This is a genomic window from Criblamydia sequanensis CRIB-18, assembly GCF_000750955.1.
Classification (GTDB): domain Bacteria; phylum Chlamydiota; class Chlamydiia; order Chlamydiales; family Criblamydiaceae; genus Criblamydia; species Criblamydia sequanensis.
Map to the genome: position 1 here is coordinate 101,268 of NZ_CCEJ010000004.1, position 13,978 is coordinate 115,245.

General features: G+C 36.0%; 13 protein-coding genes. 4 read left to right on the forward strand and 9 right to left on the reverse strand.

Annotated features, from left to right (window positions below; translation table 11 throughout):
• Positions 1 to 161: 161 nt before the first annotated feature.
• Positions 162 to 1,166 carry a thioredoxin family protein gene (locus CSEC_RS12655; RefSeq protein WP_053331803.1) on the forward strand — a complete coding sequence of 335 codons (1,005 nt, stop codon included), beginning with the start codon at positions 162 to 164 and terminating at the stop codon, positions 1,164 to 1,166.
• Here CSEC_RS12655 and CSEC_RS05245 read toward each other — a convergent pair whose 3' ends face one another.
• The 3 genes from CSEC_RS05245 to rpmH form a co-directional block, all read right to left on the reverse strand.
• Positions 1,167 to 3,167 (reverse strand): ATP-dependent helicase, encoded by a 2,001-nt coding sequence (locus CSEC_RS05245; protein WP_041017393.1) that lies wholly within the window; start codon positions 3,165 to 3,167, stop codon positions 1,167 to 1,169.
• Between the two features lie 62 nt (positions 3,168 to 3,229).
• Positions 3,230 to 3,574 carry a ribonuclease P protein component gene (gene rnpA, locus CSEC_RS05250; protein ID WP_041017394.1) on the reverse strand — a complete coding sequence of 115 codons (345 nt, stop codon included), beginning with the start codon at positions 3,572 to 3,574 and terminating at the stop codon, positions 3,230 to 3,232.
• A gap of 5 nt (positions 3,575 to 3,579) precedes the next feature.
• The gene (rpmH, locus tag CSEC_RS12990) at positions 3,580 to 3,717 is read right to left on the reverse strand and encodes a 50S ribosomal protein L34 (RefSeq protein WP_079977986.1); all 138 of its coding nucleotides are present in this window, start codon (positions 3,715 to 3,717) and stop codon (positions 3,580 to 3,582) included.
• A gap of 207 nt (positions 3,718 to 3,924) precedes the next feature.
• Here rpmH and rpmJ point away from each other — a divergent pair, with 207 nt between their 5' ends.
• On the forward strand, positions 3,925 to 4,062 hold the full coding sequence (rpmJ, locus tag CSEC_RS05260; protein WP_041017396.1) for a 50S ribosomal protein L36: 138 nt from the start codon (positions 3,925 to 3,927) through the stop codon (positions 4,060 to 4,062).
• 7 nt (positions 4,063 to 4,069) lie between these two features.
• On the forward strand, positions 4,070 to 4,375 hold the full coding sequence (rpsN, locus tag CSEC_RS05265; RefSeq protein WP_041017397.1) for a 30S ribosomal protein S14: 306 nt from the start codon (positions 4,070 to 4,072) through the stop codon (positions 4,373 to 4,375).
• 59 nt (positions 4,376 to 4,434) lie between these two features.
• On the opposite strand, the gene CSEC_RS05270 is transcribed toward rpsN, so the two are convergent.
• From CSEC_RS05270 to CSEC_RS05290, 5 genes are all read right to left on the reverse strand, one after another.
• Positions 4,435 to 4,923 carry a GYF domain-containing protein gene (locus CSEC_RS05270; RefSeq protein WP_041017398.1) on the reverse strand — a complete coding sequence of 163 codons (489 nt, stop codon included), beginning with the start codon at positions 4,921 to 4,923 and terminating at the stop codon, positions 4,435 to 4,437.
• Positions 4,924 to 5,018: 95 nt separating this feature from the next.
• Positions 5,019 to 6,761: an F-box-like domain-containing protein gene (locus tag CSEC_RS05275; protein WP_041017399.1), complete on the reverse strand. Its 1,743-nt coding sequence runs from the start codon at positions 6,759 to 6,761 to the stop codon at positions 5,019 to 5,021.
• A gap of 87 nt (positions 6,762 to 6,848) precedes the next feature.
• On the reverse strand, positions 6,849 to 8,489 hold the full coding sequence (locus CSEC_RS05280; protein ID WP_041017400.1) for an F-box/WD repeat-containing protein: 1,641 nt from the start codon (positions 8,487 to 8,489) through the stop codon (positions 6,849 to 6,851).
• Between the two features lie 204 nt (positions 8,490 to 8,693).
• Positions 8,694 to 10,334, reverse strand: coding sequence for an F-box/WD repeat-containing protein (locus CSEC_RS05285; protein ID WP_041017401.1), 1,641 nt, complete (start codon positions 10,332 to 10,334; stop codon positions 8,694 to 8,696).
• A 79-nt stretch (positions 10,335 to 10,413) separates the two neighbouring features.
• Positions 10,414 to 12,045 (reverse strand): F-box/WD repeat-containing protein, encoded by a 1,632-nt coding sequence (locus tag CSEC_RS05290; RefSeq protein WP_041017402.1) that lies wholly within the window; start codon positions 12,043 to 12,045, stop codon positions 10,414 to 10,416.
• Between the two features lie 155 nt (positions 12,046 to 12,200).
• On the opposite strand from CSEC_RS05290, the gene CSEC_RS05295 reads away from it, so the two are divergent.
• Positions 12,201 to 13,478 (forward strand): Fic family protein, encoded by a 1,278-nt coding sequence (locus CSEC_RS05295; protein WP_041017403.1) that lies wholly within the window; start codon positions 12,201 to 12,203, stop codon positions 13,476 to 13,478.
• A 43-nt stretch (positions 13,479 to 13,521) separates the two neighbouring features.
• Here the strand turns inward: CSEC_RS05295 and CSEC_RS05300 are convergent, their stop codons facing one another.
• A complete protein-coding gene (locus tag CSEC_RS05300; RefSeq protein WP_041017404.1) occupies positions 13,522 to 13,770 on the reverse strand; it encodes a hypothetical protein in 249 nt (82 codons plus the stop codon).
• Positions 13,771 to 13,978: the final 208 nt, after the last annotated feature.

The following is a 13,978-nucleotide window of genomic DNA, read 5'->3' on the forward strand; positions in this document are numbered from 1 at the left end:
AGTTAACAAACTATCATTATTTTATTAATTAATAGTAAATAATTGTTAATTTATTTATTAACACCTTAACGGTATTTTAATTACAGAATCTTTAGTTGTGCTGAATAACGGGGATGTGCTTCAATGTTTTCTAGACAAACCTTTAACCAAAGGATGGAATGATGACAAAATTGTTTTCATTATGTTTATTAAGCTTAATGCTTTTTTGCGCTCTTATCCCCTCCAAAGGATCAGCCGCAAATTGGGTCTCTTATGACAGTGCCATCTCTCAGGCAAGCCGCGAAAATAAACCTATCGCTCTTTTCTTTACGGGAAGCGACTGGTGTGTTTGGTGCCAAAGACTTGAAAAAGAATCTTTGGAAACACAAGCTTTCGATTCGGCTCTTCAAAACAAAATTTTATTTGTAAAAATAGATTTTCCAAGAAGGACGCAGTTGGATCCGGGAACTACTTCTAGAAATGAAGAGTTGCAAAGAAAATATCGCATCAATGGCTTTCCCACAATTGTCTTAATCGATGCCAATGGAAGCCAAATAGGCGTGACGGGCTATAGACCCGGCGGTGGAAAGGCTTTTGCTGAACATTTGTTAAAAATGACAGATGATTTTGGCTCTTATAAAACCAAAATGAAGCAAATGGAAAATAATGCTACACCTCTTTCGGGAGGTGAGCTTAAACAATTATATAGAAAGGCACGTGAATTTAACAAAGTCGATGATCAAGTAAAAATTGTTCAAAAAGGGCTTATCTCAGACCGATCAGATTATTTTGGAATAGAGCGGTATCGATTCTTGGGTCAGGAAGGTCAAATTCACGATAAGGAAGCCACTTCCTTAAAAAAGAAACTTCTCGAGAGCGATCCTAGCAATCAGAAACTAACCCATTTTCAAATTGCCTGCATTGAATTTGACGCTTATTCAGATGAAATGGAAAAAGAAAACTATTCTCCTGAGATAGCTTTGGAGCCGCTAAAAACCTATCTTGAAAAATTCAGAGGGCAAGACAAGGACAATGAGTGGCGTATAGAAATGATTATTTCCCAAGTTTATAATGATAAAGGGTATAATGACAAAGCTATTGGACATTGCCAAAATGCCCTTAATTGCGCCCCTTTGGAGCATCAAAAAGATATTGAAAAAGCTCTTGCAGAACTGAAAAAAAGCTGATTAAAGATTATCATATCGAACAAGCCTCATTAATTCTTTCGGGATCTCATAAAGAAATCTGGAAGGTTTGCTTAACTCGGTGACACCCATTCGTTTTCTTTCCTTCGCCATGCTTAAAGTTAGGCCCTTCATAGCTCTTGTGATAGCGACGTAGAGTAAACGCCTTTCCTCTTCAATCCCGGTTTCTAAAAGACTCTTTTCATGCGGAATGATGTGATCTTCAATTCCAATTAAAAAAACATAAGGGAATTCAAGGCCTTTACTACTATGGAAGGTCATCAAATGAACAGCGTCTAAGGACAAATCCTTATCTTTTTTTGAGCCCATGGTATCATCAAGTGCCATATCAGATAAAAAATTCACTAATCCGGCTTTTTTGCCTTCTTTAATTTCAGTCTCTTCATAATCGGCAAGCTCTGAAACCAACCCTTCCACATTCTCCCATTTAAAACGACGCATTTTCTCGCTTTTAACTTCTTCAGCAATCGCTTTAACAAAGTTAATCTCTTCAATAAAGCTCTTAAAGGCATCTTTTAAGGGCCTTTCTTGAAAGGCTCTCTTAGTTTTATCCATAAGGTCAATAAATTTGCAAATACTTGTTTTGGCAAGATCCGGAAGCTCTAGATTAAGCTCATTTCTTGAGATTTTTTCTAAAACTGTAAATAAAGGCACCTTATTTTGCCTGTTATAAGAGGTCAATAAATCTAAAGTCGCTTCCCCTAACCCGCGTCTTGGAAGGTTAATAATTCTAAGAAGAGACGCATCATCCCTTGGGTTTACAAGGATCTTAAGATAAGCTAAAAGATCCTTAACCTCCTTCCTCTCAAAAAACTCGACCCCGCCATGAATGCAATAAGGAATGCCCCTATGCCAAATCCCGTCCTTTCTATACCCCCCCTTAAGAAGGGCTGCTTCAAGTGATCTTGATAAGGAGTTTGAGCGGTATAAAATCGCAAAATCATTCCACTTTAAATTAAGGGCTTCTTTCATTTTAATTATTCGGTAAACGACAGACTCAGCTTCATCGGTCTCAGTTGGGGCATGAAAAACGGTGATTTCCTCCCCATCCCCTTTTGAGCTCCAAAGCATCTTTTTATAACGGGTCTGATTATGATGAATAAGAGAGTTTGCCGCCTGCAATATTTTATTGGTGGAGCGATAGTTTTGCTCCAGTTTAACAACAAAAGAGTCATTAAAACCCAGTATATTATGAACCTCAGCTCCCCGCCAGCCATAGATGGATTGATCATCATCTCCGACGACGCAAAGATTCTTGGAATTCTGGCTTAAGAGTTCTGCCAATCTATACTGAACCGGGCTTGTATCCTGATACTCATCGATCATAATATATTGGATTTTGCTTTGGTAGGCTCTTAGAACTTCCGGGTATTTCTCTAAAAGTTCAACAGTAAGAGAAAGCATGCTGTCAAAATCAAGGGCATTATAGGCTCTTAGGCTTTGATTCAGCCTCTCATACACATCCCTTGCAAACCCGTCATGCCAAGAAGGATTTTCCCCTTCCGCCTTATCCGGAATTTTTCCTTTACTTCTAGCTTTGGAAATGAAGCTTAAGGTCGGCTGAAGGGAAGGCAAATCCCCTTCCCGGTTTAAGATATCCCGCGTGATATGACGAACAAGTCTTTCAACATCATTTTCATTATAAATCGTAAAACTTTCGGTATAGCCTAACCTATGGATTTCTTGTCTTAGGATTTTTAAGCAAAAACTATGGAATGTTCCTAAAAATATTTTTTTACACTCTTTCTCCGGTACAAGCTCTCTAAGTCTTGAGCGCATCTCCTTAGCTGCCTTATTTGTAAAGGTGAGGCCAACTATTGACTCGGACGGCACTTTTTTTTCCTGAATAAGATAGGCCATCCGCATCGTTAAAACTTTGGTTTTACCGCTTCCGGCTCCGGCCAAAATAAGAAGTCTGCCCTCTGTTCTCGCTACAGCGACTCTTTGATTTTGATTTAATAAATCAAGATTGATTACAGCCATAACCTTAGGGGGGGGTTAACGTATTTTGAAGATATTGAATTTATCAGAAGCGAGTCTAAAACTTAACTGTTATTCTCTTTGAGAAGATTTAAGAGATCGTCACGAATATCGTCAGATGTCGCGCTTTGAGCATGGGGTTTTGGCCGAACAATAATATCGACCGGAAGCAGCTCGTGCTTGAGAGCTCGGAAAGCCGCTCTTACGATTCGTTTAAAACGATTGCGCAAGACAGCCTTTCCGAATTTTTTTGTTACAGCTAGGCCAAGCCTAGGAGAATCGAGTTGATTTTTTTTGCAGACCAAGTAGATCCACTTTCCCTTTAGATTTTTTGATCCTTGCCGTAGTCGCTCAAAGTCTTTTCTTTTACGAAGACGGCAGGATTTAGGAAAATGAGAGGAAGGGAGCATGTATTTTATACACGCGTCAATTGTTTTCTTCCGTGACGGCGTCTTCGATTCAAGATTTTTCTTCCGTTAGCTGTTTTCATCCGGGCGCGAAAGCCATGGACGGAGGCGCGGCGGCGTTTGCTGGGCTGGTAAGTACGTTTCACTGCGTTAAACCTTGTTTTAATATTTTATTCAAGAGCCTTTATGATAGTAAATCCCGCTCTAAAAAAGCAAGCTGAAATTGAGTGCTTTTTACTTTTTTAATGCTTCTCTTCTCAAGTTTTTCTTAAGAGTGTATTTTCTCTCTTGAAAAGAAACTGTATAATAGGCTATAAATAGCATCTTTATCGAACCTTTTCTTAGGATAAATCATGAAAGTCAGAGCATCCGTAAAAGCAGACAAATCGAAAGGCGATATTATTGTTCGCCGGAAAAATCGTCTGTATGTGATCAATAAAAAAGACCCAAATAGAAAGCAGCGGCAGAAAGGCCCAGCGCTGAAAAAATAGGAAAATCATGGCAAAGAAGTCTTCAGTTCAAAAACAACTAAAACGTGAAAAGCTTGTCCGCCAAAATTGGGATAAACGCCAAGCGCTCAAGAAAACTATTTCTAATATGTCTCTTTCCGAAGAAGAAAGAGAGCAAGCTAGAATAAAGCTCAATAAAATGCCACGCGACACTTCCCCGATTCGTCTTCGCAATCGATGCCTTTTAACAGGTCGCTGCAGAGGTTTTTTACGCAAATTTAAAATGTCTAGACTTTGCTTTAGAGAAATGGCTTCCAGTGGTGAAATCCCAGGCGTCACTAAATCAAGCTGGTAAGAATTATAATTTTTCGCTTCTCAGGCCATAAGTATTGCGCTTATGGCTTTTTCTTTCCCTTAAGAATCTTCGTCATCCCTATTTTCTTCCATTCTCTCAATATTCTGCTGTTTTTTCATCTCGAATAAATCAAGAATTTTCCGGCATTCGCTTAAATGCTTCCAATCGGCAAAAGATTCATGCCAAACAAGGGCATCGCTTGGAATACGGCCGTCTTCCCAGGTGATAAACATATCGGTAAAATCTAAGGGCCCCCTTTGTTTTTTGTCTTGATCGACAAAATACCAGACTCCAAGCTCTAAGGGATTGATTTTTTCTTGGGGAGGAGGGGGAAGGTCGCTCTCTAATTCTTTCGGGGCAGTCTCTTTTTCATCTTCTTTTTGAACCGGTTGAATATAGTCGAGCAAAAATAAAGCCGCAATGCCGAGAATGCCGGCAAGAGCTCCGATCATAAACCAAATAAAAGGGTTGCGTCCTCTTTGCTCCGCAAGCTTTGATGTTACAAATCCCATTAAGGCTAATAACATTACAACAAACCAAAAATCCATATCAGGCTCAAAATCCTTCCTTAAGAAGCTCTTTTATTTAAACCTTTATATATACCTGAATTGTCTATTAAAGCCTATGAAGAGATCGTACTTTTTTAAAGAAGCGAGCAAGCATCAGCCTTTTCCTTGGTCTCAGAAAAATCTAAAAAGATGGTTTTGTCCTTAGTATGGGCTGCGATGATTTCCTGTTTAACTTCCAAATAAAGGATTTTATCTTCCAAGGCATATTTTTTTATTAAGTTGCCCTCAAGGTTTCTCATTTCTACTATATTTTGATCGAAGCAAATAAGAGTATCATTAAAAAGAGTGAGACCGTTTATTTTCAAAAGGAAGCTCTTTACTAAAGCACCAGAGTCTTTATCCCAAATTACTACGAGATTAGTAAACTCCTCAGCTATTTTCTTCAATGTCTCCAATAATTGAGTAAACTCCTTGTCTTGTAATGCAAAGGAATCCAATTCTATTTTTTGAGTTGTAACAATAATTTTTTTTCCAACTATAACCCCATTAAATTCGAGATTTTTAGTAAAAATAAGAGGTGGTACTAATTTAAAAATTGCTTTATTCTCTTTTAAATCAAAAAGTATTATTTGCCTTTTAGTATAAAATAATAACTTGTTATTAAAAACTATTGTACGAATGGGGTCTAAAAAAAATTGATCTGAATGGAGAGCACGTACACCAAAATATTCTTCAGGAGAAAAACAATTAAGTTCCTGGATGGTCCCAGAATTAAAATTATAACTGCTAAGCGTCCTCGAAACGGACGAAATTCCAATTAAATTACCTTCAAAAATAGTTAATGGCAAAAAACCCTTATGGCATAATGAAGTTCCCTGCTCCAAATTCCAAATTGTTTGACCCTCTGGGGAAAAACCAACAAGCCATTTGTCATAGAAAAAAAAGCTCAACATATTGCTTAAATTTGTTCCATCTAATTTTTTAATAAACTCAAAAGTATTCAAATCCCAGATCAGTATGTGCTCTTTACCAACGATAGCTATAATTTTTCCCTCTTTTATAAATAGCTTCGAAATCTTTTTGGAGTTCAAAGTCTGAACTATTTCTAAAGTTTTAATAAAGTCTCCATTTTCCAACTCAATAATATCAATCTTTGAAGACCCAATTATGAATTTGCTGTTGGTATATGCATAGCAGTTATCTCTCTCGACAGTGAAAATTTTTTTCCCCGTAGCAATATTGCGAACAAAAAGGGGACAACATCCTTGAAGTAAAATATTTTTTGATATTAATCGAGGAAATTCTATTGTTGTTCTATCAAAGAATTCTCGTTCAAACGATTTTTGGATGGGGTGATACTCGGGAGAGGTAGTTTTAAATGAAACCTCTTTGATGTTCATATACTGCGCTAAAAATGACAAATTTTGAGTTTTTTTCTCTAGTGGGAATTCTGATCTTACAATTGGTTCCCATAACGAATTATCCGAACCAACTCTACGCCACTCACTACAAGTTTGCATAGCCATCCTCAAAGATTTTGGATCAAGAAAGGAAAGTAGGTGTAAATGCATCTCCTCATTTAATGAAAAGTTTTTAAGATCCTCCTCTGCCTCTCCCTTGCTTAAACTTCGCTTAAAAGTTTCATCTACTGATTTAGCAGTTTTACTTTGTGGGTGATCGGATGATAAGTCCAAGGGTTTTAGTCTGTCCACTAATGTTCTGAAAACGCAGGCCGTAAAAACAAAAGCTGTGAGAATGGAAGCAACTGATGTTAATAAAATAACAGTGCACTTATGAATAAAAGCCAAATTATTAAATTGATCTAAAGCTTGATACCGAGAACTAAATGGATTGAGTAGAGAAATTAAATTGTTCATATTTAACAAAAAAAAATAATAAAAAAGAATAAACTACCGTTTTTTTAATTTTAAAACAACTTTTCTTAATGCCGATGAGATTTGATATTAAGACAAAATACAACTCTTAGAGTTAACGTTTTCTTTTTTATTAAAGTCTAAAAGAATCCTGTCATAAGCGCTTTCTAAAAAAATCTTTCCTTCCGGCATAGGAGCTATCTTGCTCATCCGCCTAAAAATTTCCGTCCTCGTTGGAATGGGGATCTCCTTTATATATTCCCCTTTTTCTAAATCCCAAAGCACAAGCTTGTCTAGGCACTCGCATACAAGCACCCTGGCGTCTTCCATAACTTTGAAATTAAGGAAATTAATAACAGGCAAGGTAAACAAAGTCTTTCCGGTTTCAAAGTCCCAAATTAAAATTCTGGAATGGTTTTTTGACTTCACGTGGGCGATGAGCTTCTTTGAGCTCAATAAGAAATCTGAAAACCTTGGCTTTTCTACAGGAGGAATATCAGTCGGAAGGCTAAGAAAATAGAGAAGTTTATCGTCATTTAAATCACCCACCGTTATTCTTAAGATTGAGCAGATGATCAATTTACTTTGAACCACATAAGTTTTAAACCCGAAGTCCACCTCATCTTCACTGCCAACGATAAAATGATCTCGAGGAGAAAAAAACGAAATTGCACTCGAAATTAGAGTCTTAAAGTCTATGCTATTAAGTACGCCGTCAGAAAATCTTAAACTGATTAGTTTTCCTTCATAAATTTTGCAAGGTAACGCAGGGGCACAATTCAAAATGGACTCATTTTCTAGATTCCAAATAATCTGTCTTAAATCTTTGCCATAGGTTAAGACAAACCCCTGGTAACACGCGACATCTTTTATTAACTTAGTGTGTCCGCCCTTTAGCCACTTTAGCGTGTCCTTTTCAGGGTCCCAAACCGCAATTTTGTTATGATAGGCTGCAAAAATTAACCCCTCCTGCTGACTTATCCAGGAGAGAGGGCAAGATTCCAAAGGCTTTATGGCAAGTGCTTTTAGTGTTTCACCTGTCCTAAGATTGCAAATTTCAAGACGACTTGAAGAGCCGCAAAGTAAATGGCCTTTAGATATCTCAATTGCGCTCACAGGCTTTGAAAATTCAGTTTCTTTTCCGCTCTTAGTGTCATAAATTCGTATTCTTTCATTAAATAGGCTAATCAGGAGACTTTCATACACATAGGAATTTCCAGCCGTCTTCCTTAACTTGGTCTCTTGTGGCTGAATAGTCTTAGATCTAATTCTAGAGACAATCTCCTCTCTTTTTAGGTAATTTTCATAAAGTGATTTATCTTCATCAAGTTTCTTTTCCCCTTTCCACAAAGTGTCATCAGCTCCAATTCTTCGAAAATGACGGCAAACTTGCATGGCATTTTTAAGCGAATTTTTATCTAAAAAGGAAAAGATGTGAAGGACTGTCGCTTCATCAAAAGGAAGAATATTTTGCTCTAGAATAGGCATGGCAGCCTCTCTTATTTTTTTGGCTAAATCATTTTGCGGGGAAGTTAAAGATGCGTCTAACGGCTTTAATCTGCCAACTAATAATCTAAAGACAAGCGAGGTACAAATAAAAGCTGTGGCAATACTTGCAAGGGTTGTCACAAATATGACGGTAAGCTTGCTTAAAAGATTCAATTTATTGAAATTCTCAAGTGCGTGATGCTTTGCACTAAACGGATTTAAAGATGAAATTAAATCATTCATAAGATGCCTAACTTTTTAAAAGAAAAGCATTGTAAGTATATTCACCTATAAAATCAATTAAGAGCCTTTTACTAGTTATGCTCAAAATAATTAAATAAAAAGACTTTCTTTCTATCTACAAAGGAGTTTCTTAAAAAAGAGCCAACTTAACTTCAGTTTTTTAGCGTTTCAAAAACTTTCTCTGACACCCTCGAGAGCTTAAGACTAAAATAAAACGCATCCCTTAGATTTGGCGTCCTCCCCTTTTTTACTGAAGTCTAAAAGGGCAAGTTCCTTCTGGTTTTCAAGAAGAATTTTCCCCTCGTGCATAGAAAATACAATTTTTAGGTCATCTAGAGTTGGAATGCATCTTTTATAAAGCCCTGTTTCCAAATCCCAAACTTCTAGTTTATTAAAAGAGCCGCATAAAATAACCTTCTCTTCTTCTAAGATAAGAAAGCCTGTAAAATTTTCTATTGGAAATGAATAGATCAGGGTCCCGGTCTCAAAATCCCAGGCAAAGATTTTCGCACTAACACCTGATTCTTTTGATTCGACGGAAGCGATGATTTTTCCATGGCTTATAGAAACTTTTGCAAAGCGAAATTCTTCCTCACCCCTTTCAGATTCTTGAGCGGGAGAAAGATTATAAAGGAGTTTATTTTCCTTTAAGTCGCCCACTGTAATTTTAAAAGAAGATCGTATGATAAGCCTATTAAGTAATAAATTTGCATCTATATGGATTTGTGATTCGCTCGAATGGTCTTCAGGAATAAAAAAACGAAGAGTTTCAGAGTCTTTAGTCTTAAAATCATAAAAAGCCATTAAATTATCTGAATTTCTCCAGGTTATTAATTTTCCTTCATAAATGGCGAGAGGATGGGCTGAAACCCTATCAAGGAAAGATCCTTTTTCCAAATCCCAAATGACCTGCATCTGATCTTCATCAAAAGTAATGATATAGCTATCATGACAAAATACTCTTTGAAGGTTGCTTAAATGTCCTCCCTTTAAAATCTTTTGTTTTACGCCTGTTTCTAAATCCCAAACCACTAATTTGTTATGAAAAGCTCCAAAAACCTTTCCCTCTTGGACAAAAACCCCTTTTACTTTGGAGAAATTTGATTCTTTAAAAATAAATGTCCTTAAAAGATTACCCGTTATTAAATCGTAGAGATCAACGAAACCATTTGAGCCAACAAATAATTTATTCCCATAGATTTGGATGCAGTTTATGCAAGGCTCCTGAAAAAATTTCGTTTCCCCCGTATCAACATCATAAATTCTTAATTCGTTATTAGCTTTGAAGCTAATAATATAATTTCCATAAATATCATTAGTTTCATAAATGTTTTTTACTTTTGTAACTTTAGGTTGGCAGCCTTCTGATTTTAATCTGAAGGCGATTTCTTTTTTTTTCAGATATTTTTGGAAAAAAGACATTCCATCTTTCGGTGAATCGAACCCCGTCTTTCCTTTCCATAGAGTATCATCAGCGCCGATTCTTCGAAAATCACGGCAAACTTGCATGGCATTAAAAAGGGAATTTCTATCGAGAAAAGAAAAAAGATGAAGAAGCAGTTCTTCATTTGATGGAAGATTACTTTTGCTTAAAACCGGATTCGCAATGCTCTCTATCTTATGAGCTAAGTCATTTTGAGGAGTATCTTTGGTCGGATCTAACGGTTTTAATCTTCCAACTAATAATCTAAAGACAAGCGAGGTACAAATAAAAGCTGTGGCAATACTTGCAAGGGTTGTCACAAATATAACGGTAAGCTTGCTTAGGAGAGTTAATTTATTAAAATCTTCAAGCGCATGATACTTGGGACTAAAAGGATTTAAAGACGTGATCAAATCGTTCATATTCGCTATCTTTATGAAGGATAGATCATTTTAATAAATTTAGCTAAAAAGTCTATTTAAGAAAGGGGTCTTCTTAAATTTAAAATAAGGTGCAGCCTTTTTGAGGTTTAGGCTCTTCACCTTCCTTACTAAAGTCTATAAGGAGAAGTTCCGAACAATAATCTAAAAGAATTTTGCCCTCAGTCATGGCAAACATATTTTTTTGTTTTTCGGGTACATGGATAGTTCTTTTATAAACTCCTTTTTCTAAATCAAAAATATCAAGCTTGTCTATTAAGTCGCATACTATGGCTTTTTCTTCTTCCAATATGACAAAACCGGCTATTATTTTTTGAAACGGGAAAGAATAAACAAGAGCTCCGGTTTTAAGATCCCAACATGAAATTTTTGAATTCAAACCCGATTCAATTGAAGCAATAATTTTATCTTTGCAAACACAAATTTTTGCAAATTTCGCCTCTATATTTTCTGAACCATGAAAAGGAAAAATATTATAAAGAAGTTTGTTTTCTCGTAAGTTTCCAACTATAATTTTAAAGCAAGATTGGATGATAAATTGATCTTCAACTAAGGCTGTATTGAACTGAGAATTTAAGATTTGCTCTTCAGGAATAAGAAAACTGACACTTTCCACGTTTTGTGTTTTAAAATCATATAATACTAGATTGTTGTCTGCTAAAGCTATTAGTTTTCCATCATAACTATATAATGGATTAGATAGAGTTTGACTCAAAATAGATTCTGTTTCTAAATCCCAGATAACCTGACTTTGATCATCATAGGTCACAACATAGCCATCGTAGCATAAAATTTTGCTGATTTTATCATTATGGCCTCTAGATAAATATTTTTGAGGGACACCTGTCTCTAAATCCCAAACCACAAGATGACTATGGTAACACCCAAAAACTTTCCCCTCCTGGACTAGGACTCCTGTCACGGGAGAATTTAAAAATTTATCATTTGGCTCCAATCTCCTTAAACGTTGACAAGACTCTAGTTCGAAAATTTCAATGTACCCAATCGAACCGACAAGTAATTCACCCTGATGGACATTTAAACTGTTTACAACTGAGACCGGTAAACGATTATTTACTCCGGATTTGGTATTGTAAATATCTACACGCATTATACTGCAAGAGTTAATAATGAAATTTTGATGGGCTACCGTGTTTCTATCGGACCTATTTATCAATTTCGTTATCTTAGTCACAACAGGCTGACTTGAGGGAGATTTTATTCTGAAAGCAATTTCATTTTTCCTTAGATAATTCTCATAAAAGGAGAGCTCTTTCTCAATTTTTTGAGTTTTTTCCATCCACAAGGTATCATCAGCACCAATTGTTCGGAAATCTTTGCTAACTTGCATGGCCATAAAAAGCGACTTCGTATCAAGATAAGAAAAAGTATGCAAAAGAATCTCATCGCTTAAAGAAAACCCCCTTTCGTCCCTATTTAAAATGGAATCAGCATTCTCCCCTATCGTATTAGCAACCTTACTTTGATGCGCAAGTGAAGCGGTGTCTAAGGGTTTTAGTCTTCCTACTAAAGACCTGAATACAAGAGCGGTACAAAATAAAACTGAAAGAATAGAGGTGATTGTCGTGACAAAAATAACGGTAACCTTGTTTAAAAAAGTTAATTTATTAAAGTCCTCTAGAGCTTGATATCGATTGCTAAAAGGATTTACAATCGAGATAAAGTCATTCATTTTCATGCCTCGCATAATTTGTCATGAATACTATTGAATTTAGATTAAAAAAGCAATCATTTTTTTTAATTTTATTAATTAACTTGTGTTTTTTTAACATAAAAGTTATTGTTTTTCTTAAAAAACTTATTAAATCAATTGAGGTAATTTAATCTATGGAAGCATCACAAAATCGTCTCCACCCTACCCATTTTTTATTAGACCATGAAACTAATCCATATAGGCATCAAGAAAAGCTTCATGACTTTGTTAAACGAGAGCCGGGATATGATCTTGCTTTTTGCAGGGCTTGGTCAGAATTTGAATTTTCTAAAATGACACCCATTAAAACGTCCTCAGATCTTTTAAAAAAGATAGATGCGATACAAAAAGGCGCCCTCAGTCATTTATCAAATGAGGTGCAAGGAAAAGCCAATATTGTTTCATATGGTCTAGCACGTAATTGGAATTGTGATGAGGAAGGGCTTATCGCATTGATCCGAGACATCTGGATAAATCATTTAGACTTTCTTCACCTTATCGTTGTAGCTCCTGAGACAGCCCCTAAATATGCTCACCTTGAAAAAAACTGCTTTGGCATTAGCCAATGCGATAAATATGTTCTTTCTAGCAAATCTTATGCTATTCTCAGTAATATAGATGGAAATGTTTCAGAAAAAATTCTCGCAACAAACGGATCCGACCGAAATGAAACTCTTGAAAGAATCCAAAATGAGCTGCTTTTTCGTTACCGGAATGAAAAACAATGGAAAGATGCAACTTATGGCTACGCTCCTTTCGGATTATTTTCTATAATTAACGATCCCGCTGAAAAGGAAAAAAAAATTCTTCAAACGCTGCAATCATATTTTGACCAAATAAAAGATAGTTCTTCCGAAGAAGAGAAAATCAAAATCATTGTTACCACTCTGAGAAATTTGATGTTATTGCATCCCTATCAAGATGGTAATGGAAGAACTTTATATATTTTAACTAACTTATTGCTCCATCAAAATCAATTAAAGCCCACTCACCTTAAAAACATGTGCCTCTACGAAGGTTTTTCAGTTGAAAGATTAGTAAAAGAAGTCATCGAAGGCCAAGAGAGATTCGAAGCCCATTTCGAAAGCGAAGAAGAACTCTCTTCCGGACTATTTCGCTATAATGAGGCTGTTCTGCAATTGCAACAACTGATAAATAATAGGTCTTTGCCAAAAGCGCTGAAAGATTCATTCTTTGAAAGGAATTTCAACTTACTATTTCGTCAAGTGGCGGCAAGCGATAAACAAAATGAGCTGCTTCAATTCTTAATCGAAAAGGCTTCCATCTTAAATATTGACCTCTTTTCTAAAGGCGATAAATCAGGAAATGCCTTAGATGTGGCTATTAAATATAACAACAAAAAAGCGATTGAACAATTAAAACAGGTTGGCCTTACTCCAAGTTTAAGCTAATTTTTTATTTAAGCTCCTGGCTAAACCCAGGAGCTCAAATACTTTAAACCTCTAAAAGATGAAACGCTTCTTTGTAGGTATCGGATTCAAAATTTTTTAGGGCTTGACGCAAGAAAAATGAAGCCGCTTTGAGTTTATCCTCTAAGGATTTAAAATTTGCAGGTATTTTAGGATCCGAGTTATTCCAGGAATTTTGAAGAGCTGGATCTTCATCAGATACTAAATTAATGAACCCTACCCCCAAAATAAAGACACCGGTTGCTTTATCAAATAAAGTTTCGATTCTTCTCATTTATTAGCCATGCGACCCAAATACTGATTTTGCAAGAGTCTTTACAAGACAGAATCCACAAAACCTATTTTTTGATGGACTATGAACTCCCGAAGGAATGAGATCAAGAAACAATTAGTGTTTATGTAAAAGCGGAAACCTGACTATCGTTTAGCTTTTTGTCAAATTGGGAGGCCTTAAATTATTTTAAGGTAACCCCTATCCGGAA